33 protein-coding genes, 1 pseudogene and 1 other annotated feature are annotated in these 24,220 nt (G+C 24.6%); of the genes and pseudogenes, 18 read left to right on the top strand and 16 right to left on the bottom strand.

The genetic code is table 4. The annotated features are described in order from the left end of the window. Positions 1-16: 16 nt before the first annotated feature. The 4 genes from ACOBWH_RS08545 to rplJ all read right to left on the bottom strand — a co-directional run bounded on the left by ACOBWH_RS08545 (position 17) and on the right by rplJ (position 4,263). Positions 17-2,347 (bottom strand): lipoprotein, encoded by a 2,331-nt coding sequence (locus ACOBWH_RS08545; RefSeq protein ID WP_424526479.1) that lies wholly within the window; start codon positions 2,345-2,347, stop codon positions 17-19. 73 nt (positions 2,348-2,420) lie between these two features. Next, complete coding sequence (locus ACOBWH_RS08550; RefSeq protein WP_424526480.1) at positions 2,421-3,260, bottom strand: hypothetical protein; 840 nt, start codon at positions 3,258-3,260, stop codon at positions 2,421-2,423. Between the two features lie 90 nt (positions 3,261-3,350). Next, positions 3,351-3,716: a 50S ribosomal protein L7/L12 gene (rplL, locus tag ACOBWH_RS08555; protein WP_424526481.1), complete on the bottom strand. Its 366-nt coding sequence runs from the start codon at positions 3,714-3,716 to the stop codon at positions 3,351-3,353. Positions 3,717-3,771: 55 nt separating this feature from the next. Next, positions 3,772-4,263: a 50S ribosomal protein L10 gene (gene rplJ / locus ACOBWH_RS08560; protein ID WP_424526482.1), complete on the bottom strand. Its 492-nt coding sequence runs from the start codon at positions 4,261-4,263 to the stop codon at positions 3,772-3,774. 73 nt (positions 4,264-4,336) lie between these two features. Further along, positions 4,337-4,444: a sequence feature (ribosomal protein L10 leader region), on the bottom strand. Positions 4,445-5,466: 1,022 nt separating this feature from the next. On the opposite strand from rplJ, the gene ACOBWH_RS08565 reads away from it, so the two are divergent. The 12 genes from ACOBWH_RS08565 to ACOBWH_RS08620 all read left to right on the top strand — a co-directional run bounded on the left by ACOBWH_RS08565 (position 5,467) and on the right by ACOBWH_RS08620 (position 9,788). After that, complete coding sequence (locus ACOBWH_RS08565) at positions 5,467-5,754, top strand: hypothetical protein (protein ID WP_424526483.1); 288 nt, start codon at positions 5,467-5,469, stop codon at positions 5,752-5,754. Further along, entirely contained in the window at positions 5,747-5,935 is a 189-nt protein-coding gene (locus tag ACOBWH_RS08570) for a hypothetical protein (RefSeq protein ID WP_424526484.1), read from the top strand. Before ACOBWH_RS08565 ends, ACOBWH_RS08570 begins: the two co-directional genes overlap by 8 nt. Before the next feature lie 2 nt (positions 5,936-5,937). Further along, a complete protein-coding gene (locus ACOBWH_RS08575) occupies positions 5,938-6,129 on the top strand; it encodes a hypothetical protein (RefSeq protein WP_424525577.1) in 192 nt (63 codons plus the stop codon). A gap of 28 nt (positions 6,130-6,157) precedes the next feature. Beyond that, positions 6,158-6,313 (top strand): hypothetical protein, encoded by a 156-nt coding sequence (locus ACOBWH_RS08580; protein ID WP_424526485.1) that lies wholly within the window; start codon positions 6,158-6,160, stop codon positions 6,311-6,313. Beyond that, complete coding sequence (locus tag ACOBWH_RS08585) at positions 6,313-7,101, top strand: hypothetical protein (protein ID WP_424526486.1); 789 nt, start codon at positions 6,313-6,315, stop codon at positions 7,099-7,101. Before ACOBWH_RS08580 ends, ACOBWH_RS08585 begins: the two co-directional genes overlap by 1 nt. Positions 7,102-7,103: 2 nt before the next feature. Then, positions 7,104-7,280, top strand: coding sequence for a hypothetical protein (locus ACOBWH_RS08590; protein WP_424526487.1), 177 nt, complete (start codon positions 7,104-7,106; stop codon positions 7,278-7,280). A 3-nt stretch (positions 7,281-7,283) separates the two neighbouring features. Beyond that, the gene (locus ACOBWH_RS08595; RefSeq protein ID WP_424526488.1) at positions 7,284-8,123 is read left to right on the top strand and encodes a recombinase RecT; all 840 of its coding nucleotides are present in this window, start codon (positions 7,284-7,286) and stop codon (positions 8,121-8,123) included. Positions 8,124-8,183: 60 nt separating this feature from the next. Further along, positions 8,184-8,666 carry a hypothetical protein gene (locus ACOBWH_RS08600; RefSeq protein ID WP_424526489.1) on the top strand — a complete coding sequence of 161 codons (483 nt, stop codon included), beginning with the start codon at positions 8,184-8,186 and terminating at the stop codon, positions 8,664-8,666. After that, positions 8,666-9,034 (top strand): hypothetical protein, encoded by a 369-nt coding sequence (locus tag ACOBWH_RS08605; protein WP_424526490.1) that lies wholly within the window; start codon positions 8,666-8,668, stop codon positions 9,032-9,034. The genes ACOBWH_RS08600 and ACOBWH_RS08605 overlap by 1 nt, the downstream gene beginning before the upstream one ends. Positions 9,035-9,167: 133 nt before the next feature. Continuing rightward, complete coding sequence (locus tag ACOBWH_RS08610) at positions 9,168-9,440, top strand: DNA methyltransferase (protein ID WP_424526491.1); 273 nt, start codon at positions 9,168-9,170, stop codon at positions 9,438-9,440. 14 nt (positions 9,441-9,454) lie between these two features. Further along, positions 9,455-9,610 (top strand): hypothetical protein, encoded by a 156-nt coding sequence (locus ACOBWH_RS08615; RefSeq protein WP_424526492.1) that lies wholly within the window; start codon positions 9,455-9,457, stop codon positions 9,608-9,610. Then, a complete protein-coding gene (locus tag ACOBWH_RS08620; RefSeq protein WP_424526493.1) occupies positions 9,603-9,788 on the top strand; it encodes a hypothetical protein in 186 nt (61 codons plus the stop codon). The genes ACOBWH_RS08615 and ACOBWH_RS08620 overlap by 8 nt, the downstream gene beginning before the upstream one ends. Positions 9,789-9,818: 30 nt before the next feature. Here ACOBWH_RS08620 and ACOBWH_RS08625 read toward each other — a convergent pair whose 3' ends face one another. Then, positions 9,819-11,105 (bottom strand): hypothetical protein, encoded by a 1,287-nt coding sequence (locus ACOBWH_RS08625; protein ID WP_424526494.1) that lies wholly within the window; start codon positions 11,103-11,105, stop codon positions 9,819-9,821. Between the two features lie 46 nt (positions 11,106-11,151). Next, positions 11,152-11,490 carry a hypothetical protein gene (locus tag ACOBWH_RS08630; protein WP_424526376.1) on the bottom strand — a complete coding sequence of 113 codons (339 nt, stop codon included), beginning with the start codon at positions 11,488-11,490 and terminating at the stop codon, positions 11,152-11,154. A 117-nt stretch (positions 11,491-11,607) separates the two neighbouring features. On the opposite strand from ACOBWH_RS08630, the gene ACOBWH_RS08635 reads away from it, so the two are divergent. The 4 genes from ACOBWH_RS08635 (at position 11,608) to ACOBWH_RS08650 (ending at position 14,045) form a co-directional block, all read left to right on the top strand. Beyond that, positions 11,608-11,733 carry a hypothetical protein gene (locus tag ACOBWH_RS08635; RefSeq protein ID WP_424526495.1) on the top strand — a complete coding sequence of 42 codons (126 nt, stop codon included), beginning with the start codon at positions 11,608-11,610 and terminating at the stop codon, positions 11,731-11,733. Positions 11,734-11,898: 165 nt separating this feature from the next. Next, positions 11,899-12,414, top strand: coding sequence for a Panacea domain-containing protein (locus tag ACOBWH_RS08640; RefSeq protein ID WP_424526496.1), 516 nt, complete (start codon positions 11,899-11,901; stop codon positions 12,412-12,414). Positions 12,415-12,425: 11 nt separating this feature from the next. Beyond that, positions 12,426-12,785: a hypothetical protein gene (locus ACOBWH_RS08645; RefSeq protein ID WP_424526497.1), complete on the top strand. Its 360-nt coding sequence runs from the start codon at positions 12,426-12,428 to the stop codon at positions 12,783-12,785. Between the two features lie 151 nt (positions 12,786-12,936). Further along, a protein-coding gene (locus tag ACOBWH_RS08650; protein WP_424526498.1) for an IS3 family transposase occupies positions 12,937-14,045 on the top strand; the annotation gives its coding sequence in 2 pieces (ribosomal slippage) (positions 12,937-13,177 and positions 13,177-14,045; 1,110 coding nt in all). Here the strand turns inward: ACOBWH_RS08650 and ACOBWH_RS08655 are convergent. Both ACOBWH_RS08655 and ACOBWH_RS08660 read right to left on the bottom strand, forming a co-directional pair. Further along, the gene (locus ACOBWH_RS08655) at positions 14,038-14,403 is read right to left on the bottom strand and encodes a hypothetical protein (RefSeq protein WP_424526499.1); all 366 of its coding nucleotides are present in this window, start codon (positions 14,401-14,403) and stop codon (positions 14,038-14,040) included. The genes ACOBWH_RS08650 and ACOBWH_RS08655 overlap by 8 nt on opposite strands. Continuing rightward, positions 14,403-15,815 carry a hypothetical protein gene (locus ACOBWH_RS08660; RefSeq protein ID WP_424526500.1) on the bottom strand — a complete coding sequence of 471 codons (1,413 nt, stop codon included), beginning with the start codon at positions 15,813-15,815 and terminating at the stop codon, positions 14,403-14,405. The genes ACOBWH_RS08655 and ACOBWH_RS08660 overlap by 1 nt, the downstream gene beginning before the upstream one ends. A gap of 59 nt (positions 15,816-15,874) precedes the next feature. On the opposite strand from ACOBWH_RS08660, the gene ACOBWH_RS08665 reads away from it, so the two are divergent. Continuing rightward, positions 15,875-16,084 carry a hypothetical protein gene (locus tag ACOBWH_RS08665; RefSeq protein WP_424526501.1) on the top strand — a complete coding sequence of 70 codons (210 nt, stop codon included), beginning with the start codon at positions 15,875-15,877 and terminating at the stop codon, positions 16,082-16,084. Between the two features lie 254 nt (positions 16,085-16,338). Then, positions 16,339-16,779 carry a hypothetical protein gene (locus ACOBWH_RS08670; protein WP_424526502.1) on the top strand — a complete coding sequence of 147 codons (441 nt, stop codon included), beginning with the start codon at positions 16,339-16,341 and terminating at the stop codon, positions 16,777-16,779. A 22-nt stretch (positions 16,780-16,801) separates the two neighbouring features. Here ACOBWH_RS08670 and ACOBWH_RS08675 read toward each other — a convergent pair whose 3' ends face one another. The 8 genes and pseudogenes from ACOBWH_RS08675 to ACOBWH_RS08710 form a co-directional block, all read right to left on the bottom strand. Next, positions 16,802-17,263, bottom strand: coding sequence for a hypothetical protein (locus tag ACOBWH_RS08675; protein ID WP_424526503.1), 462 nt, complete (start codon positions 17,261-17,263; stop codon positions 16,802-16,804). After that, entirely contained in the window at positions 17,193-18,725 is a 1,533-nt protein-coding gene (locus ACOBWH_RS08680) for a hypothetical protein (RefSeq protein WP_424526504.1), read from the bottom strand. The genes ACOBWH_RS08675 and ACOBWH_RS08680 overlap by 71 nt, the downstream gene beginning before the upstream one ends. Before the next feature lie 3 nt (positions 18,726-18,728). Beyond that, positions 18,729-19,199, bottom strand: coding sequence for a hypothetical protein (locus ACOBWH_RS08685; RefSeq protein WP_424526505.1), 471 nt, complete (start codon positions 19,197-19,199; stop codon positions 18,729-18,731). Positions 19,200-19,265: 66 nt separating this feature from the next. Further along, positions 19,266-19,565 carry a hypothetical protein gene (locus tag ACOBWH_RS08690; RefSeq protein ID WP_424525748.1) on the bottom strand — a complete coding sequence of 100 codons (300 nt, stop codon included), beginning with the start codon at positions 19,563-19,565 and terminating at the stop codon, positions 19,266-19,268. After that, positions 19,546-20,076: a hypothetical protein gene (locus ACOBWH_RS08695; protein WP_424526506.1), complete on the bottom strand. Its 531-nt coding sequence runs from the start codon at positions 20,074-20,076 to the stop codon at positions 19,546-19,548. Before ACOBWH_RS08695 ends, ACOBWH_RS08690 begins: the two co-directional genes overlap by 20 nt. A 15-nt stretch (positions 20,077-20,091) precedes the next feature. Then, positions 20,092-21,154: pseudogene (locus ACOBWH_RS08700) on the bottom strand (IS3 family transposase). 122 nt (positions 21,155-21,276) lie between these two features. Continuing rightward, on the bottom strand, positions 21,277-21,426 hold the full coding sequence (locus ACOBWH_RS08705) for a hypothetical protein (protein ID WP_424526507.1): 150 nt from the start codon (positions 21,424-21,426) through the stop codon (positions 21,277-21,279). A 198-nt stretch (positions 21,427-21,624) separates the two neighbouring features. Next, entirely contained in the window at positions 21,625-24,186 is a 2,562-nt protein-coding gene (locus tag ACOBWH_RS08710; protein WP_424526508.1) for an Mbov_0397 family ICE element conjugal transfer ATPase, read from the bottom strand. Positions 24,187-24,220: the final 34 nt, after the last annotated feature.

Consider the following 24,220-nt stretch of genomic DNA (forward strand, 5'->3'; position numbering starts at 1 on the left):
TTCTTTCGTTTAACTACTAATAGTAACGTGTGCTGTTATAATATCAGGCAAAATCACTTAATAAATATGAATTCTTTGTCAAATCATCTTTAATTCCTGGATTGTATAAAAAGCGGGCCTGATTATCAAATTCAACAACATAACTATATTTAATATTTTCACTATTTTCTAAATAAGTATCCCCTAACCCATCATAATCAAATCAGTCTTGGTCAGCTCATGTTTGCCCTTCGGGCGCAATATTATGACGTTTTGTTGGGTCATTTTGTTGTGCAACATATTCTGGTGAATTTCCTGATGCTGGATCACTATATCCTAACGGTTTCGTATGACGAGCTAACTTGGTTGAAGCGTCTTTTGGACCGTAATAGTCTAACTGATATCTAACTCCCGTTACGCGTCCGTCAGTTATTACTGCCCCTAATGTTTTTCCATCAGCACCTTTACCAGAAGCTGTAATATATCATTTTCGATCCAAAAAGATATTATCAAATCAATCATCCGCCATAACTTGATTAATTTGGTTTGTTAGTACTCCAATATAACCATTTTGCGAATCTAAAATTTGAGTAATAAATTTATGCATGGCTTCATGGTCAGGATAAGTGTTATTCCCCCCATGTGATCAAGTATTAATCATATCAAATAATGACCCTGATTTATATTGGTTTGTTTGTTCATCAAAACCATAGTTCTCTAAAATAAATTTAGCATATTCACTTTTTTTATCAACAGCCATTAAATCATCACTATAACCAGCTTTCTCAGGACCTTTATTGTAAACATCATCAATCTTCTGAACATTTTCAACATTTAAATTATAATGTCCCTCATCATCACTAGTATAGAATCAGTTTGCAAATCCAGCAACACCTTTTAATAAATTAAACATATCAAAATTGCTTGAATTTAACATTTGTAATAATGTTCGCATTAAGGCAACAACAGTGTCTTCTGAAAACAATCCTATTATCTTTTGTAATCCTTCAAGACCTTTATAAACTGTTTTTGACATTACTGTATTAAATTTTTTTACATCAAATTTTGAGCCTTCTTTTGCTAAAGCTGCTGTGAATCAATTGCCTAATACTGAGTATCATTTTAAAAAGGCATTTTTGTGATCTTTATTACTACTTGTTAAATCCAAATATTGTGGTGCTTGGCTTGTAATAACTTTCATTGCTGTTCCCATAACAGGACTTGATAAAATATCATATAAATTCATATTTTCAATCGTTTTAGTAGGATTATCAACCTCGCCATCACTTTGTGCTTCAACTTTTAGCATTGTCTTATCAATCGTATCACGATCAAATACTTCTAACAATGGACTACCATCTTTAACTTTTCCAGTACTAGAATCAAATAATTCACCTTTAATGGTATTTAAAATAACAAAAGGAGCAGCTAAGAAAATCCCTGCCGTTTTTTCACCATAACGATTATTTTGAACAATTGGCAATAATTGTGCTAAAGAATATGAAACTTGTAATTCTAAACCTGGTCCAAATTGCCCTAACATTGTAATTGCTTCATCAAAATATTTTAAACCAAACAAGTTATATAACGAACTTGACTGGTTCGCGATTGCTTTTCCAAATTCAGTTTCTGTTCCACCATCTTTATATGAAAATTCTGATGTAGTTGGTGGATTACTCAAGGAGTTATGATACAGAATATTTGACGCATATGGTCCTGTTGATGAATCATAATAATTACTTCATCCTTTGGTTCTCTGAATATAAGCCTTAACTGAATCTGACTTTTGTGATAAGATGTTTGCTAACGCCCCAGTATCATATTGAGCCCATCCTAAATTTTGATTTACTTCAAATTCAGGATAACGATTAGTTTTCGGGTCTTTATCTTTATTAGGGTGTCCTTCATTTTCTTTCGTGTTTCATTTTGCAAAATTTGTCATTGCAACAAGAGAAGACATTAAATTATAATTATTTCGCTCTGGCTCATAACTTGTATTTCTTGCACTTCAAGGATTATAAAAAATATTATTTAATTTCTTATATTCTTCAACATAATCTTTGATTTGAACTTCTTTTCCACTTTTTGTTTTAAAAGTACCTTTTAAATTTTTCCCAATATTATTTAAAAAATATTGTAAAGTTGGAAAAGCATATGTATTCATATTCTCATGACGTGAAACAATTAAAATTTTTGCAATTGTACTAGTATATTTAACCTGATTTCTAATTGTTGGATCAATTTTATTAATTTCGCTATCAAAATAATCATTATTTATTCCTGCTTTTCCTTTTGAACAAGCAGCTACACTAAAAACGCTTGTTGATGTTAATGTTGTTACTCCTAAAATAGAAAGTAATTTTTTCATTTTTATTCACTCCTTTTTATTGAATTGTTACAATTATTAAAATAATAAATTTATTAAAAATTAATATAAAAGATTAAATTGTTAGAACCTGCTTATAACCATTAAGAATAATTGTTGTGTATTTAATTGTTTTATTCATTATTAAAGTATCATTTTTAATTGCCAATACAAAAAACTTTAAATTCTCTTCACTTTGTTTTTCATTTTGAACCTCTGAATCGTTACTTTTCATCAGCACAACATGTCAACCTCAAATTCAAAGTAAAATAAACATAAATATATTGCTAAAAATTGTTGACAATTTAATATCTTTTGTATTTTCAATAAATTGAAAATTTAAAATTAAGATTAATAAAATTAAAATAAAACCAAAAAACAAACGACGAAAAATTTGTTTTAACTCTATTGTATTGTTATTAATAATGATAGTACCAATTAAGGCTACATACGAAAACACTCATAATATTAAATAAAATAAATGGTGTTTTGTTTTCACTATTGTTTGAAGAATTAAGATAAAAATAATTGGGGCGAAAGCGACTAAGAAGAAAACAGCAATAATCTTATTAAAAATTACAATAATATCAAAATATTTTGTTTTTGTAATAATAAAAATAATATTCAATAAAACAAGTGTTGACCCTGATACTCAAACTAGATAAAACTGTGTAAGAATATTAAGAACACTTAAAATTAGAATATTACTAATAAAAGTAAAAATAAAAGCAATAATTTCAATTCTATTAAAACTATTATTAAGAGTTTTAAGAGATTTTGCTTTTAAAAAAGTAATACGAATAAAAATGCTAATACTGAAACAAATAAAAATTCAAAATGCTATTGATGAAAAAATATTATTCATTAAGATAATAAATTTATAAAATTTACTATTAAATAAAAAATCTATTAACATTTCTATCGCTCCCATTTATACATAATATAATTTTACAAAAAAAAAAAAAAAAGCAAAGGGGTACCCATGCTTTATTTTAATAAAATTAAACTATTTAAGTTCAACTGAAGCACCAGCTGCTACTAATTGTCCTTTAATTTGTTCAGCTTCTTCAGATTTTACTTTTGATTTAATTACTGCTGGTAGTTTATCAACAATTGCTTTCGCTTCCATTAATTCTTTTCCAGTAATTTCTTTTACTAATTTAATAATTGCAACTTTACTTGCTCCTGGATCTGTTAAAACAATATCAACTTCTGAAGGTCCGGCTGCTGCCCCGCCTTCTGCTGGTGCTGCTGCAACTGCTGCAGCAGCAACAACTCCAAAATGATCTTCAATTGCCTTTACTAATTCATTTAATTCTGATAATTTCATTTCTTCTAATGCTTTAATAATATCATCTTTTGATAATGCCATAATATTTTTCCTCCTCGTTAAGAATTACATTTTTATAAAATATTGAATAAATTAATTACTCACTTTTCACTTTAGCAATTTCTTTACCTGCTATTGCGAACATAAGTAATGGGTATAATAAGCTTGATGCAAACATTGCAAGTAATTCGTCTTTTGTTGGTAATAAAGCAATTTCAATAATTGCTTTTGTATCCAAGACTTTACCCTCATAAATTCCGGCTTTTAATTTCAAAGCTGGATGTTTTTTTGCAAATTTTGCCAAAGTTTTTGCGGCAGCCATCTGTTCTCCTACACCAAACGCAAAAGCATTAGGACCTGTTAAATATTGATCCAATTCTGCAAATCCCGTTTCTTTGGCAGCCAAGCTCACTAAGTTATTTTTATATATTTTAATGTTTACATCTTCTTTTGTAAGCATTCTTCTTAGTTCTGTAAATTCAGCAACTGTTAATTTTTGATATTCAACAATAACTGCTGAGTTCGCAGTTTTAAAGTTATTAGCAATTTCACTAACAACTGCTGTTTTAATTTTCATTGCTGGCTTCATTCTTCGCCTCCCTATAATAATTCAATAAAACAAAGACAATTAACCAAATAGATTAATTGCCTGAAACATTATTTTAATAATATAAAAACATATAGTTGTTCTATATATCAATAATGCCTCGGCAACATAATTAAGATTTAAGAAAATCCGTTGCTGTCTCTGGTATTTTGATGACTAAGGTACAATACCAATAATTATTATATTATAATTTTGCTTAAAAGTCAAATAAATAATAGGGTGAATAAAATGAATACGGGTTTTTTCTTTTAAGGATTAATTATTGTTTCTAAATGAAACAACCCCTCTTTATTTGTTAAATTTATATTAACACATTATTTTAATAGGACGACAAAAAAGTAATAAATTTTTAAATTTATTTTAATTATTCAAAAGTGTAAAATTTTTTAATATTTGCTATTACATTGATTTTATTTATTTTTGCTAATTTTAAGTATAGTAAGTTTTTATATGTTTTATATCCATATGCTTTTGCGCCATAACCCAATGTTGATTTAATAAATCAAGATATATCACTTTCAGCTGAAACTCCAATATTGTATTCTAATTTTTGGTTTTCAATGCCACGCCTATGATTACTAATGTATCTAACTAAATCTTTTTTATTGTAGAATAAAGGATGAAGTAGGACAAAACAACTCTTATTAAGGGTTGTTTTTTTATTTGAAATAAAACAACTTTAAAAATTAAATATATTGGCTCTACAATTATTTAATTTACAATTACATATTTTTTAAGGGAAGATTCCCCAGCAAGGCATTTTGCCGGTATGAAATCATTAGAGCTGTTAACTTGTTTTTTTTTGCGATTTTGTAAATTATTAATAACTTTGATTAAGATAAACAGATAGTGCTGTATTCATAACTTTTAATTAACAAGAAAAAAATAAAATCGTGTGCGTAGAGGTTGAAGAACTTTTAAGAACTGGGCAAGGATTTCTTAATTAATCTACTAGTGGGGGCTTGATGAGGAGGTACTTACAACTACAAGTAACTACAAATTATAGAACATTGTAGTTAATATACCAACAATTACCAAAAATTACAGGAGGTATATATGAAAAAGTTAAATAAAAAAACTATTAATAAATTAAATGAATTAATGCTTAAAAGTTATTCAGTATCATTTGAAGATATGACTGATGAACATTGAGCATTAGGTAAACAAAATTAGGAGGAATAAAAAATGTCATATTGTATTAGTGATTATTTAAATGAAAAATGAATTAATAATAAAGCATTAAAAATTAGTAATAAAGATATTATTTATGCACAAGTTGATAATGATGATGAAAATTGAGAATTAAATTTATATCTTAAATTTGGTAATGAAGAGCGATATGTGGGTAATGTTTCGTTGCCAACAGATTTTGACTTGAATTTGAAATGATATGAAATTGATGAGGCTAAAGGTTTAATTAGTGATTATTTAGAAGATGAAGAATGAGATTATGAGGTGATAAATTATGAATAAAAGATACTTATTAGTAATGAGATGATTTGATAATTTTAGTGAAGAAGATATTTTTCAAACATCATTTTTTTATACATTAGAAGAAGCAAAAATTACTGCTGAGTTTAAAAATAAACAAAAATGGTCAACAACTATTATTGATTTAGAAAATGAAAATATTAAATGACAAGGAGATAAATAATTATGAATTTAAAAGATTTATTAAATGAAATGTTTGATAATTATCCAGATTGTTATAAAGATTATGGTTTAGCAATTATGGATCGTTATGAAATTGAAGTTGAAAAGAAAAAATTAACACCTGAAGAAATTGATAATCTTACTCATTTATATTTTGATAAACCCAAAAATAATTATATTGTAAATGAAGATTAATACTTATTTTAGAAAGGATGATTAAAAAATGAGTAAATATGCTAATAAAGATTGAATTAAGAAACATTCAAAAGATGGATTATATCTAAGTTATAATGAAAATTATATTTTTTGTCCAACTCATCGAAAAATGTTAAAAGTTGTAATTAATGATTTAAAAAAATTGATTGAAGATGATAAATAATGAATGATGTAGTTAAAAATATAGTAAATAATATTACATTTCAATTAAAAGGAGATGATTTTTTCCTTAAAAATGCAAGTCTTTTAGCGTATAATATTCAAAAAATTAAAGAAGAAAATAAACAAGAATTAACTGAGTATATTTTTAGACATATTAATCATTATGCATTAAATGGTTATCAAGATGTTCATTTAAAAGATATTCCAAGTGCTATTACTAAAAATAATTTTGTTTTTAAAGAATGATTAGAACCTGTTCAAAAATTATTAGATGAACATAATAGAATTGGTAAAATAATTACTAATTATAGAAATTATATTGAAAGATACAGAGTTGAAATTAATAATAATTTGACACAAGCTCGCAAACAAAAACAACAAGAGTTTTTAAAAGAACAAGAATTAAAAAAGCAAGAATTAATTGAAAAAGCAAATAATTTAACTGTTGATATGGGTTTAGACATAGACCAAATTCAAGATGAACAAGTTCGTGTAATGGAAAAAATTGAAGAAATTGATAAATCACTTGATTCAAAACAATTAAAAAAAGTTGGTATTAATATAATTAAAGAAAAATTATTAGTAAAAGATATTGAATTAATTGGTATTAATGATGATTTTTTACAAAATGCAGATAAATTAGAACTTATTAATTTAATTAAAAATTATTTAATTATTGATGAAAAAATTGTTAAAAATGAAATTAAAGACCAATGAGATAGTAATGCCGATGTAAATACTATTGGAGTTAAAGGTATTAATTTTAAAATAAATAAAGGAGAAAAATAAATATGTTAGAAGATACTAAAAGAGAAATAAAAAATATTATTGATGATATAGATACTTTAAAAAATGAGATTGATTATTACGAAGATGCAGAAACAACAGAAGATATGGATTTTGGTGGTTGATATAAAAGTTTTATAAATATTATTACCCAATTAGAAGAAATAATTAAGGAGGATTAAAATATGGCAAATATGATTGATTTTTTAAAAGAAGAAAAAGCAACTCAATGAATTAAAAGTAAATTTTCTAATGAAAGTGAAATTGCTAGATTTAAAAGTAATTTAGTAGCTATTTCTAACAGCAATGATTTATTACAAAAAGCAAGTCCTGCAACAATTATGACTGCTTGTTATCAAGGTGTTTTATTAAATTTACCTATGGAAAAGCAATTTGGTTATGCTTATGTCGTTCCATATAATACTAAAATAACAAGAATTATTAATGGTCGTGAAATCCAAGAATGAGTTAATCAAGCACAATTTCAAATGGGTTATAAAGGTTATATTCAATTAGCACAAAGAAGTGGTCAATATTTAGATATGTCAGTATCTGATGTCAGAAATGGTGAATTAGTAAATTATGATCGTTTAAAAGGTACTACTTTTAATTGAATACAAGATGAAGATGAAAGAGAAAAATTATCAATTATAGGTTATGTAGCATATTTTAAAATGGTTAATGGTTTTGAAAAAACTTTATATATGACAAAAGAACAAATGGAAAATCATTTTATGAAATACTCTAAAACTTATGCTAAAAATAAATCATTTTATATTGCTAGTTTTGATGAAATGGCATTAAAAACAGTATTAACTAGTTTATTAAGAAAATGAGGTATTATGTCTGTTGAATTACAACAAGCATATAAATCAGATCAAGCCGTTATTACGACTAATGATGAAAAGATTTATATTGATAATGATATTACTGTCGTCAAAAATAAGGGGCAGATGAGCGATGAACCATTATCAAATAATATAAATTACCCCATCTTATACAGAAATAGCGAACACAAACGATAATGTAGTTAAAGAAGAAGATATATCAAATGTAGTACCAGCAGTTAATAACAATGATGAAGAATGAGCAACTTGATAAAAATTGGTATTGACCCATCAGGAACTGGTACTACCGCTATTGCTATTTTTGAAGATAATAAACTTATTAGAAAAGAATTGTTTGATAATAAAGATTGAAAATGTCATGCTATTTATATTATTGAAATTATTTGAGAATATCTATATCAAAATGAAATTATAAATATTGAAAATTGCTTATATACAAATGCTAATGGTTCAAAAGACCGCGATGATTTATTAAGATTATTAGGTGTTGTTGAAAAACAATTTTGAAATAGTATTAATTGAGTATCACCAAAACATACTAAATCAGTTGTTAAAAATATGGAAAATTTAAGTAAATATAATGATAATTGTTTATGAGAATTTGGAAAAGATGTTAATTTAACTTATGAATATGGTAAAGGTTGAAAATATAATAATGAAAAAATAAGTAATCATTTACGAGATGCGATTATTATTGCTAATTATGATGGTAAAAAATAATGAAAACTAATTTAGGTGAATTAATACTTGGTGATTCATTAGAAATATTAAAAACAATACCTGATAAAAGTATTGATTTAATATTAACTGATCCACCTTACCTTTACCCTGATATTGCTAAAAAATTAGAAAATAAAGAAAAACATATTGAATATAATAAAAGAATTATTAGTAACCCAAATACATCAAATGTTCAATATCAAATTAGAAAGAGAGAAATTGAATTTCTTGAGGGCGAATTTGTAAATAATATTGATATAAAGTCATATTTTAAAGAATGAATGCGAATTTGTAAAAAACCAAATATGATTATTTATTTATCAAAACAACAATTAAAAAAAATATTTAATTGAAATTGAAAATTATAATTTAAAGTTTGAATTAATAATTTATAAAAAAACAAATGATGTACCTAGTAATAATGCATATCGTAAAGATAAAGAATTATGTTTATATATTTATAATAAACCAATTTCTTATAGTAATGTTTGAAATCAAGATATGCAAACTGTTTATCAAATTACTAATAGTAATAATCAATATGCGGGTGAAATTAAACACCCTACTGTTAAAGATATTAATTTAATTAAATTACAAATTAATAAACATAGTAAAGTTGGAGATATTATATTAGATTGTTTTTTAGGGAGTGGAACAACTGCTATTGCTTGTGAACAATTAAATCGGCGTTGAATTGGTATAGAAATTAATGAAAAATATTATAAATTATCAAAACAAAGATTAAGTAATATTCAAACTACATTATTTATTTAAAGGAGATAAATAAAATGGCAAAAAAAATAATTCGTAATATTAATGTTTATTTAAATGAAAAACAAGAAAAAGTTTGAAATGAATTACCTGAATTATATACTAATAGTCAAAAAATACAGCATTTTATTAATTATTATATTGTAAATGAAAGGAAAAAAGATAATGAATAACTATATTTTATGCTATAAAACCTTACAAGGTAATAGGCCTTGTAAAACACCATTAGGTAATTATATTACTGGATCAGATATTGAAGATATAAATATTAAATCAACTGAATATTGAGAATATTATAAAAGTACTTATGGGAAAAAGAATTTAATTATATTAAAAACAAATAAAAAATAACCAATTAAGGTTATTTTTTAAATTTAATAATTAACTCACCAATTTTCTATAAAGTATTATATTTTGAAGTATATCTTTACCAAAATTTCCAAATGATATATTTCTTACGATTAAATTATTATCTTGTGTTGGAATATATCTTGTTCATTCAATAGCACCAATATAATTTATGGGTGTTTCAATAGCTGTAGTTAAAGTAATATTCTGTTGATACTTATAAATTGCTCATAATTTATATTGATATTTTGTTTTATTAAAATCTTTAATAAAATATTGTGACCCATCTGGAATAAAATCACTAATATCAACTACTTCTCAATCATTACCACCGCTAATTGAAATATCACCATTACCTAATAATGAATTACCATTAATAGTTTTAATATTTGTACCGCTTACTAATTTATCTTGTTTAGTATTAATATCTTGTGATGTTTTTACAATATATTTATTATTAACTTTATCAATATAATCTTTATTTAAATCACTATCTTTAATAACATCTGATGGAATTTGACCACCTTGTTTTGTTTTTCAAACACCATTTTCATTATAAATTGTATAATTATCAAATGGAACTGATAATTCATTATTAGAATTATATATCACTGATTTATTATCAATTTTAATATTTTTAAAATAATTATCAATATATTTTGCTAATAATTCTTGTGATATTTCAATTTGTCATATACCACTTTTTTCAGTATCTACTCAAGGAATAATAGATAAAGTATTAGATCTAAATATACTATTTTTTCAAACATATTTAGCATCTGCTTCACTTAACATAATTGGTCTATCTTTATGATTAGTATCAGGGCGACCAAATCAAGTATGATATTCATTTTTAAAACCATAATTATCAGGATTTATTTTAGTTATAGTTTGTGATTTATAAAACTTTGCTTTTTCTAATAAACTTATAACATCAGGGGAGAATTCAATTTTCATATTACTAGGATATGTATAACTTGCGACACCATCACTACTATTTTCACCACCACTAAAATATTCAATCCCAGTTCTTATTAAATATTGAGTTTGTAAACAACAAGCAATTTTTACATAATTAATGCGTTTTTTATCAATTTCACTATTTGGATCAAGTAAAAGAAACTCCGTTTCTAAACGATAACCACAAATACTATCTAATTGTAAACTTGCTCTTGTAATTCCCTCAATTAAATAATTTGAAATATTATCATCATAAAGTTTTTTCCCATATTGTGCTACTAATTTATCAAAACCCTCTCAATTTTTAAACTCTTCTAATGTTATTAATTTAAAACTTTCTAATTTTGTTATATCTGCCATAATTTCACCTCTTTGCATCACCATTATAAACAAAAAAAGTCTTTTTTTAGACTTTAATTGTTTTATTAGATAACTTAATATCTTTTTTAGAAATTGATTTTTTGGCTCTTTGTACTTTAACAATTTGATTAAACTCATCTTCACTAATAGGTTTATTTGTTTCTAATGTTTGTGCTCATTCTGTATTACCAAGACCCAAAGTATTAGCAGTTTGAATTAAACCTAAATGAATAGCATCTAATGTTTCTTGTCCTACTACTTTATTTGTAGATAATTTAAGTTTATTTTTCATTACTTTTTTAATTAAAAGTTCTAATCCTTTATAACCTAAAATACCACCAAAAGCAATTCCAACGCCAATACCAATTAAAATTTCATAACTCATATTTTATCTTCCTTTCTTTAATTTTACGACACCATCTTAACATCACCATAAAATTTGTCCACCACTTATTTAAAAAACATGTTAAGATGATGACGATCAAGAAAAGAGGTAATAAAAATGAGTACTTTTAAAAATAGTTATGCAACTAATAAAATTAAAATAGAAATTGAATTCACCAATAGTGAAGAAGCTATTAATTTTCTAAAAATATACGAAAAAGAAACAAAAAAAGAGGAAAAATAACAATTTTCTCTTTTTTTATTTATAGTATCGCACAGACTATTGACTGGCAAGGTTTCTTTTCTTTATTTAAACTTGCAAGTAGAACCTAGAATAACTCGCAACATCACTTGCTATTTAATTATAGCATTTTTTATTGTATAATTATATTAATAAGGGGTGGAAAATATGGAGAAAATAAAAAATACAATAACAAAAGATTTAATAATTTGAATGCTTTCTGAATTTAAACAAATTCAAGAATCATATAATATTAATGAAGAAGAAATTGTACGATTATCAAATTTAGAAATTCAAAAATTATTATATTTTATAAATGGAAATTATTATGCCAAATTTGGTAAAAAGTTAATTAGTGATAAATTTGAAGCATGAAAATATGGTCCTGTAATACCACACATATATCATTGATTAAGAGAAAATAAAAATAATAAAATTTATATTGATATTAATGACAATGAAATTATTAAAATTATAAATAAATTTTCTAAACATTTTAATGAAGAAGAGATTAAATTTATTAAAAAAATATTTAATTTTTATTCTAAATTTTCAGTTTATCAATTAGTAAATTTATCTCATGAAGGTCCTTGACAATTAACAAATGAAAATGAAGAAATTAAAGATGAATTAATTAAAGAATATTTTTCAAAAGAATTATGCAGAATCCAGAATTTTATTTAGCAGATAAGGATATGTCTAAAAAACCATTTTTTAATTTTACATTTTTAAAAAATAATATAAAAAAGCAAGAAAATAAAAAAATACTAGATAAAATATATAGAGTTTCTCAACATACAATTCAAGAATGAAAACAAATGCCAAGAGAATATGGGGGTTTTAATTATATAAGTGATAAAGATTCAAATATCCCTTTTAATTTAACACAAGATATTATTTTTTTCTTAAAAGAACATATGGATTATAAAATTGATACATATCCCAAAAAATTTATTTATTTTAGAGTTGGTAAAATTGAACGTATGTATGGTCTTCTTATAAAAAATTATTTTATAGCTTTATTCTTAGATTATAAGAAAGATGCACAAAAATAGTTTACAATTATTTATATTTTTATATAATTTAATTACAGATAAGTCAAAAATTAATAACATTTCTGTTCTGGATAGGTTACAATAACTTGGACCATATTTATGTAGACTGTAAAAAATAAGCTAAAATTATTAGGAAAGCAGGAATATAAAAATGGCAAAAAACCAGTACACCGATGAATTCAAGAAACAAATCGTAATGTTATATAAAAATGGTAAAAGTAATATTGAAATTGTTAACGAATATAAAATTTCAAAGGCAGTTCTTTATCAATGAGTAAAAAAATTTGAGAATTCTGGTTCTTTTAAAGCTAAAGACAATCGCTCTGTTGAAGAAAATGAACTTATTCAGTTGCGAAAAGAAAACAAACAATTACGAATGGAAAATGATATTTTAAAGCAAGCAGCACTGATAATCGGCAAAAAGTAATATTAATTACTAACAATAAAGACAAATATTCAGTGAGGAAAATGTGTCAAATATTAAAGATAGCAAAATCAAAGTATTATTATCAAATTAATAAGATCATTAAAACTGAAATTAATATTTATGAAAATGAAGTTATCAGTGCATTTAAAGAAAGCTATAAAGTTTATGGTGCTAGAAAAATTAAAATTATTTTAGCAAGAAAGAACATTATTTTATCTCGACAAAAAATTAGAAGAATTATGGCAATAAATAATTTAGTATCAAAATATACTAAATTAAAATATCGCAATCATAAATCTCCTGTAAATAATGATCAAATTAGTAATATTCTAAATCGTGAGTTTAGTAATAAAAGACAAAATGAAGTTATTGTGAGCGATTTAACCTATGTTCAAGTTGGTTCAAAATGACATTATATTTGCTTACTAATTGATTTATTTAACCGTGAAGTAATTGGCTATAGCGCTGGAACAAATAAAACTGCTGAACTAGTTCAGCAGGCATTTTATAAAATAACACGACCACTAAATCAAATTAGGTTGTTTCATACAGACCGTGGTAATGAATTTAAAAATAAAATTATTGAAGAAATTTTATTAACATTTAATATTAAAAGATCATTAAGTGCAAAAGGTTGCCCTTACGATAACGCAGTAGCTGAAACAACCTATAAAGCTTTTAAAACTGAATTTATTAATGGTCGAAAATTTAAAAATTTAGAACAATTAAAGTTGGAACTATTTAATTTCATTAATTGATACAACAATATTCGAATTCATGGTAGTTTGAATTACTTAACTCCAGTTGAATTTAGAAATCAGAAGTCTATATAAAAAGTGTCCTAAAAAGTGTTGCTATTCCAAATCAATATTTTTCTTTTTGTAAAAAATCATAATTTCAAATATCAGGGATATGTCTAGATCTAATTTTAATTGCATTTTTTCATTGTGCTATAATTCCCTCTTTACCTGTAAATATTTGTGACATTTGTGTAAAGTTTTGTGGTACTCCATTATTAGGTTGAAAACCTTTATCAGTAATATTTACTAAACCAGTTTTAATAATAAATGGGAAAAAGAAATAATTACTTTTAATATCAATATCTAATTTAGTTAAATCAAATCGAACACTATTATCCATTATTCTTTCATTTAAGTTTTTAAAAATACTATTAATATTAGGTAATTGCATTATTGTATATCTCCTTTAATATCTTCTTCTCTTGTTTGATTATCATCAACAATATAACTCATTTCTTGCTCTAATTGTTCTTTTTGCTCTGTTTTAATTTCTTCATACATCATTCTTGCTTTTTTAGTTGTCACCTTATCTTGCTTATGAATTGCCTCAATATGAGTAATAGTTCCATTATTTAATCGTTTTTCAATAACATCAGCTTGTGTAATATCATCAACAATATCAATATCTATAAATTCTATTGTATAAGGTCTAACATTATCATTATTTGGATTATCATCATTTAAGTTATCTCATTTTTTATAATCTCTAAATATATAATCAAATAATCGATATAATTTTGGTAATCTTAATGTTCTTTTATTTTTTGTAGTTTGAATATCATTTTTACCATTCATTAAAGATTGAGTTTTATTAGTATAAGTTTCACCAGTAAAATTATCATAATCATATCCTGCACCATTAAATATCATTTTCATAGAATAATCACTATCAATAGTTATTTCAGTATAATTTTGTTGAGCATGAATTAAACCAACACCAGTAGTACCAGTCATAGCATATTGTTGAACTGTACTAGTAATAATAGCATCAGCACTTACTAATTCTTCATCACCTTTACCATTGTCAACAAGTGAATGAGTAGTATCTTTTTGCCCTACAAAATGAGTACGATTAATAATTCTTTCAATTCTTTTATAATAAATATTATCTTGTATATCTTTAATTAAATTAAATACAGGTAAACAATCAGGGATAGCATCTATTGTTGTTTTTGTACCATGCACTAATTTAGGCAAATTAATAAATTCAACAATAGGCAATATATCAATCCCAGTATCATATTCCATTGTAGAAACTGGTTTTAATTTACTTTCTAATTCACCATAAGTTTGTCATACCCCAATTTCTAAATCTTTTGCTGTATAGTAAGTTATTTTTGCTTTTCTAGGATAAAATTGTACTCTTTGATATCACATATAATCAGATTGTGCAGGTAATATTCACATTTCCGCATATTGTTCTATTTCGAAATATTTAGCAATACGAACATTTGAACCAATCGGGGCAACATCAATCGTTAAATCATCAGTTTCTGTTTTTAATAAATACATTACACTACGCCCGTATAAACTATTTGCTAATTCATTTTGATATAATTTTGAATAAACATAGTTTTTCTCATATCATTCTTCTATTCAATCTTGCGTATCATCATTATCACAATTAAACATTAAGCCTTGCCCAATAGTTAACGGAGCCGCTTTTCTATTAGCAATAATTCAAGGAATATCAATATAATATTTTTGTTCTTGCAATATTTTATATTTTCCTGTTTCTAAATAACTTAAATATTCAGGCTTATTAATTAATTCATTAAAATTTATTTCTTGTTTATCTTGCATTTTTACACCTCTTTTTGTCATCACCCATTATATAATCACCATAAGGAGAGTGTCAAAAAATGTGAAAATTATTAACATTAATTACTAGTATTTTAGAAAACCCCAAAATAGCATTAAGAATTATAAAATTATTAGAAAAATATGGTAATTCTAAAATAAAAGCAATTTTACAAAGTATTCAAGATATTGAACATCAATTAGCACAAATTCAATATTATTTAAATCCAAATGTTTTAAATGATCTTTTAAAAAAATACCTCGTAGTTTAGAAATACAATTATTTAAAGATATTAGTTTTTTAAATAAAAATAAATATAAAGAAATTGTAAAATCATTAACTCCAACAGAAAGTAATTGAACTATCTTATCTAGTAGTTGATGTAAAAAAGGATTTTTTCAAATAACTAATAAACAAAAATTAATAGGTAATTTAAATATTTTAATTCAATCAGATAATGATAAACAAAAAAGATGATATGGACCATATACTTACCCAAAAGTACATATCCAAGTATGACAAGCAATGAAATCAGCAACTGGTAAAAATGGAACTGGGGCAGGATCAGTATTATGAAATATGTGATTACATGTATGATTACGCAGTGAATTAAGAGAATATGTAAATTGACAAATAAATACTAAACAAAATAAAGCAAGTGGAGATGTTAAATTAAGAGCTAGTCGTATTAATAAAAACCTATTAGAATTAAATAAAGAAATTAATAAATATAGTACTAATTTTTATAATTTAAAAGATAGTAAATTAAATAAAAATAAACAATATATCGATAATAAAAATTGATTAAATCAACAAAGAGAATATGCTACTAATTTAAAAACAGGATATAAAAATTTACATACTAAAATAATATCAAAACCAAAAACAATTAATCTTTATAAAGAACTTAAAAAAGGAATTAATATAATTAAACATCCAGTAAATAATATAAAAAATAAAAAATAGGTTAATTCCTATTTTTTATATACTATGAATTTTTAATTACTACATCAATCGGATTTGTTTGACCAGTAGCGTTGTTTTTACCTTCAATTTGAACTGCAACTGTTTTATCATTTGTAATATTAATTGGTCAGTCTTCACCTTTACTTTCAATAAAGTAATCAAAATCACTTTCAATTAAAGAACTATTTACTGCTTTTACTGCTTTTAAAACAACATCTTTAAATTGTGGTTTTAACTGTTCAGCTGTTGCTTTTGTTGGGACTGCAATATGAATAGTAGGTTTATCTAATTTATTAATTCCACTAATATTTATTTTAGAATTACCTTTAATTAATATTTTTTTATCATTAATATTTTGATTATCAATAATACCTGCATTAATATGTAAATAAATATTACCACTTACAATTTCATTAACTGGTAAATAAATACCTGCTGAATTTGTTTGAATTGGATAATCATTTTTGCCATCACTTAATATCATAATAGAACGCATAAATGCTAAAACTCGTTTTTTTCTGTGGTGTAGTTAAATTATTATCTAAAATTTTATCAAATAATTTTTTAATTTCTGCTGTGTCAGGAGTTGTTGGAGTAATTCCAAAAAACTCATTATATTTTTTAGATACATCCATATTTAATGCTGTTTGATCTACATCTAAATTATTAATATTAGTAATAGTATTTTGAATTGCAGTTTTAAATGTAGGATTATAAAAATCTTTATAATTTGGATCATAATCTAATAATTGATAAGTTAATTCATTTTCTCATTCACCAGTAAATTCATTATATTTTTGTCATGAATCACCAGTTGAATCTGTATTATCTCACATACGAGCAATAGCATCCATTTGTTCTTGTTCTGTAAACATTTCTTTAACAATTAAGAAACCTAATTCAGGTCTTGTTAAAGCAGGTAATGAAAATAATACACGACTAGTAAATGCAGGTTCTTGTGTATCATTATCAACATAACTAATATTTTCAGTAAAAATAGTAATCATTGCGACATTATCTCTATTAATAACTAATGCTTCTATTTTATTATTAATAGATAAATCAAAGCCACGAGTTCTATTCATTCCTTGTAAATTAATTTCTAATTGTCCATCTGATGTTTTACCATGTAAAGGTTTAATATTTTGACCAAGCCATAATGATTTAGAAACCATATAACCTAAAACTTTATCTTGGAATAAAGTACCAGTTACCATTGTATTTGCTGAAATATTTTCACCAATTAATTGAGTATATGCTCGTGTTAAATCTAAATATGAATGTGGTTCTCAAATCATTTCTCAATCACTAGTATTTGTCCCAATTTGAGATGCATTAATTTTTCTTGTTTCATCTGCCATACGATGTCCTAATTTATACATTAAATCTAAGGCATCTTGTTGAGTTTTAATTTTAGTTGTATCATAAACAAAAGCATAATCTTTATTAAATTTACTACGAGCAATATAATTATCAATTACACCTTTTAAAAAGTATAATTCTAAATTAAACATCATATTTTCTGTAATTGAACCTGTTCATTTTGCTACTAATTCACCTCGTAATGATGGATCAGTATTTTTTAAACGAGATAAATCAAATCGTCTTCATTGTGTTTTTAAACCAATAGTATGATCAATTACTAAACGACCACGCTTAGCATTTTGATTTTGTTTTGGGTTTCCTTTTTCGTGATTTCACTCACTATCTCCATAAAATAATCGTTCTGGAATTGTATAAATTGCTACTGCATAATCAGCACTTTCCATATTAGGACTTGATTGTGCTGTTGCTGTTAAACGATGAAATGTATAATAATCAGGGTTTGATAAAATATCTTTAACTCTCATTTCTTGTGCTGATAATAATAAATGTCCTTCTGTTGTTAGATTTGCTACACCATTACCAATAACAAATCCTTCATGTAATCCTATAATTGATGCCATATTTTATTTTCCTTTCTGATATTCTTTTTGAACTAAATTTTTAATTCTTTCCTTAACAGGAATATCTTTATTTTCATCTAAACTAGTTTTAATTTTTTGTGTTAATTCTTCAATAAACATATTTTCATCTTTAATTTGAATTCCACCATTCATTAGATTTTTCATATCTAATATTGGTTTTTTCTCAACTAAATCTTTAAAATTAATTTTAATATATTCCATATCTTTACCACTATTTAATAATTCTTCAACTATTTTACGATTTTCTTGTGGTACTTGTGATAACTCATATTCTCTTATTTTTGACTGATAACTATTAATTTTTTCTTCATATTGTTTTTCTGTTTCAGTTTTAATACGAGTTTCTGCATTTGGTAAAACACTAGATAATACTTGCTTTTCTTTTTGTTCTAATAAAGCATTAATTTCATCTTGTGTCATATTTTCTTTATAATCATATTTAAAGTTTGTCATACTTTAATCCCTCCATTATTTTTTATAGAAAATTTCAAAAACTATCGTCACCATCTTACCATCATTTTAATTTTTGTAAACTTGTGGGTATTTTTTCTTAATTTCAGTTCTAGCTTCTTCAATTCCTTCTTTAAAACCTTTTTCATATTGATCTAAATATTCTTTTTTATTATTTACACCATAATCATAAGTTTCTTTCATTAATTCTTGAAATATTTTAGTATGTTCTTCACAAGCAGGAACACCAATACCATTTCAATTTTTACTTACTTTTTTAAAACACTCTTTACCATCAATTATCATCCAACAAATATTTTTATCCATTCGCATTTTTTCAATATTTCTTTTAATTTGTTTTTTTGCCATATTTTTTATTTTCCTCTCGTAATATTTTTAAAGCTTGTTTTTGAACTATTAATTCTTTTTGTTTTTCTATTTTTAATTTTTTATTTTCAGCATGTTTAGCAATATTAATTGATTTTTCATTTTCTCTTGCTTTAAAATATGCTTTCATTTTTAAAATAAATCAAATAAAAATAGTAAGAATAATAACTGGAATAATTTTAGTTGCAATATTAGTTAATAATCTTATCTTTGCATTTGGAATAATTTTAGGTGCTTTTTGATAAATAAAACTAGCACTAGACGGAATAATTAACATTAATAATGCATTTCCATAATTATTTTTTCAATCAACATTTTCTAAACCACATTTTAAAAATTGTAAATAATTAGGTAATTCTATTACTTGCGGTAAAATAGATCACAAAGCAACAATTATACTTAATAAAACTGCACTTGTTCCAGTAATTCCTTTATCAGTATCATAAGCTATAATTCCACTTTCACTTAAAAATTGCTTATGAAATGGCAACACTTTTTAGGACATTTTTTATGTAGACTTCTGATTTCTAAATTCAACTGGAGTTAAGTAATTCAAACTACCATGAATTCGAATATTGTTGTATCAATTAATGAAATTAAATAGTTCCAACTTTAATTGTTCTAAATTTTTAAATTTTCGACCATTAATAAATTCAGTTTTAAAAGCTTTATAGGTTGTTTCAGCTACTGCGTTATCGTAAGGGCAACCTTTTGCACTTAATGATCTTTTAATATTAAATGTTAATAAAATTTCTTCAATAATTTTATTTTTAAATTCATTACCACGATCTGTATGAAACAACCTAATTTGATTTAGTGGTCGTGTTATTTTATAAAATGCCTGCTGAACTAGTTCAGCAGTTTTATTTGTTCCAGCGCTATAGCCAATTACTTCACGGTTAAATAAATCAATTAGTAAGCAAATATAATGTCATTTTGAACCAACTTGAACATAGGTTAAATCGCTCACAATAACTTCATTTTGTCTTTTATTACTAAACTCACGATTTAGAATATTACTAATTTGATCATTATTTACAGGAGATTTATGATTGCGATATTTTAATTTAGTATATTTTGATACTAAATTATTTATTGCCATAATTCTTCTAATTTTTTGTCGAGATAAAATAATGTTCTTTCTTGCTAAAATAATTTTAATTTTTCTAGCACCATAAACTTTATAGCTTTCTTTAAATGCACTGATAACTTCATTTTCATAAATATTAATTTCAGTTTTAGTGTTCTTATTAATTTGATAATAATACTTTGATTTTGCTATCTTTAATATTTGACACATTTTCCTCACTGAATATTTGTCTTTATTGTTAGTAATTAATATTACTTTTTGCCGATTATCAGTACTGCTTGCTTTAAAATATCATTTTCCATTCGTAATTGTTTGTTTTCTTTTCGCAACTGAATAAGTTCATTTTCTTCAACAGAGCGATTGTCTTTAGCTTTAAAAGAACCAGAATTCTCAATTTTTTTACTCATTGATAAAGAACTGCCTTTGAAATTTTATATTCGTTAACAATTTCAATATTACTTTTACCATTTTTATATAACATTACGATTTGTTTCTTGAATTCATCGGTGTACTGGTTTTTTTGCCATTTTTATATTCCTGCTTTCCTAATAATTTTAGCTTATTTTTTACAGTCTACATAAATATGGTCCAAGTTATTGGAACCTATCCAATTGTAATAGTTCCATAAGGATGAATTAAGTTATCTACTTTTAACACAATTCACTGGTTACCCTTTTTATCTAAAACTGGTTTAGAAAGTATTAATGAACTTGTCATAATTTCAAATGATTTATAATTTTTATTTTCTGACATATTACTTTTTCTCCTTTCGCAAAGGTATCCTATCCGAAAGATAATAAAAAGCACATAAAAAAGAAAAATGTAGTTAAACTACATTTATATTATTGTAAATAAATATTTAATAAAAAAGGCAACTTTTAAATTAGGGTTAGGGTAATTGCTTACCCCAAGAAATCCTATCTGGTTATTAAGCAAATGCACATATATTTTTTATTTATTTGTTAAATTTGGGCGTTTGCTTGGATCATAATTCATTATTCATGAATCATCATAATCCATATAATCTTTACCAGTTAATGGTTTATCTTCTATCATTTCATCAGTAATAATTTCTTTTTTCTTATATTCACGTTTAGGTTCTTGCGGCATAATAAATCCTTTATTGTCAAACGCAATAACTTCATCATCTGTAACTTCTCGATGTAAACAAATAAAGTTATTTTTTGTTAAAAACATTACCATATTCCTTTGCTCAGCATGAGTTAAAAAACTTTTTAAAGCATCTGTAAAACCACCAGCAGTTGCATAAGCTTCTTCAGCACCCGCAACATCATCAGGATCCATCGGCATTAAAATTTTAACTTGGCAATCTCTTAATAATGCACTAACTTTTTTAAATATTTCTGGATCTCCGTTTCCAGTCATATCACTTCAGTTTTGCGTAGTAATAATTAAACCTGTTCTATATTTACGATCACGTTTAACCATTTGGAACATAAAATCTAATGCTGCTGGGTTTTTAGCATCAACACAAGTATGAGCCTCATCAATAACAATTAATAAGTTTCTTTCTAACTTATCAATTCGATTTTGCTTAACTACTCCTTTAATAACTCCTAAAGTTAAATACAATTGAGCTGTTAATTTTTCTGGAACTCCCTCGTCATATAATGAATGAATATCTAGTACAATAAAATCATTATCTAATTTAATGGATGTATGTCGATTAAACATTTTTGTATATCTTCCATCATTTAAAAAATCATATTCAATTATTTCTTTTAGGTTTTGTAATATTGAATCTAAATTATGTTTTGATGTTTCAACTATAGTATCATATAAATCTGACATTGTTGGAAAATCTGTAGTTTTTAATTTATCAAAATCAGTGTTATTAGACAAATTAAATCTTTGATAAGTTTTTTGTACTTCTCTTAATAAAACTCGTTCTTCTTTTTCATTTAATTCTTTATATAGCATTTTAAATCATTGTTTAAAAATTGATAAATGTGTTGATAATGGCGCAGCATCAATCTCTGTTTCAGAATCATCTCCTAATTCATTATTAAATATTTGAAGTGGATTAATTCCATCAACGCCTAAATTAATTCATTCTCCGCCATGATAGTCACATTCTTTTTTGTATTCACGTTCAACATCAACAATAACAACTTTATTGCCAATTGAGGCATGAAAATTTATTAACTTTTTAGTAGTTCATATTTTACCTTTTCCTGGTTCTCCGGCAATAAAAATACTAAAACTTGTTCGATTTTTATCTTTAAAAAACTGATTAAAAATAATTGTTTCATTATTTACATCTTTACCAAAATACATACCATTTTTATCACTTAAACCTCCATCAATAAAAGGAAATGATGAAGCTAATGTATATGTTGGCATCAATCTAGATAATTGATAATTTAATGGTCGATAATGTTGTGGTCAAATATCAATCAAAGCATCTTTCTGACGATACATCAATGGATTGTCTTTAATATCAATTGTTTTTAATGATCTTGATAACTGATTTTTTATTAGACCCAAATCTTTTAAATTATCAGCGTATGAAATTGCTAAAATTTCTACACCTTTTAATGTTTCAGCATTTCCATATAAACTATCTATTAAATTTTGGTAACTTTCTATTTCATATTCAATTTCAGTTCTAGATATATCATCTTTTATTCCATATAAATTAGCTCTTGCATTTTGACTAGCTTTAACTAAGTTCCTACGAACTTTTGAATTAAATTGATGATTAATATTTCAAATAAATACTTGTTCATTTCTAACAATATCAGCACCTCAAGTATTTCTAACTCACAATGGATAATCTAATATTCCATTAACAGACAAATATAAATCATCTACTTTTAAATTTCGAGACATAATATTTAATGTTTTAGGAGCAATTAACTCTGCAATATTATCTTCGTATGAATCAACTATCTCATTGTCAATTACATCAGCAATTGGATTTAATCTTCATATTAATGAATTAACAAGTTCATAACGATCTAATGGCTTAATTTCAAATCCTACTCGAGATAACTCATTTATCATAATTTCTTGAGTTAACTCAATATTTTCTTTTTTTGAAATAATTCCATAAACATAAAATTCTTTATTAAATAAAATATTATTTTCTCCATTAATATCATTTTTAAGAATTTCAATTTGTTTTAAAATCTGATATTTCTTCGCATTAAATATTTTTAATGTTATTTTGTTGTTTTTTCTTTGCTGTTTTAATTTATCCAAAATAGAATTTAAATAGACAATTTGTTCTTTAAATTCAGATGGTCTATTAATTGCCATCATTTGAATTGGAAAATCCAACCCCTTTAAAGCAATTTGCAAATCTTCAATTAAAACTAATTGTTTTTCTAATGATAATTGATAAAAATTGAATCCTTTTAATTTAATCCCTATTATTCAGTTTATTTTTTTGTCTAAGAGTTTTGTTTGAATTGCATTATCAACTAATTTTTCATATGGAATTAATCCTAAAGTATCATCTTTAGTATTTTCTTTATACTTTTTATGCATAAAAACATACTTAAACATTAAAAATAAAAACATA

The sequence above is a fragment of the Spiroplasma endosymbiont of Glossina fuscipes fuscipes genome (assembly GCF_049669535.1).
In the GTDB taxonomy this organism is placed as follows: Bacteria; Bacillota_I; Bacilli_A; order Mycoplasmatales; family Mycoplasmataceae; genus Spiroplasma.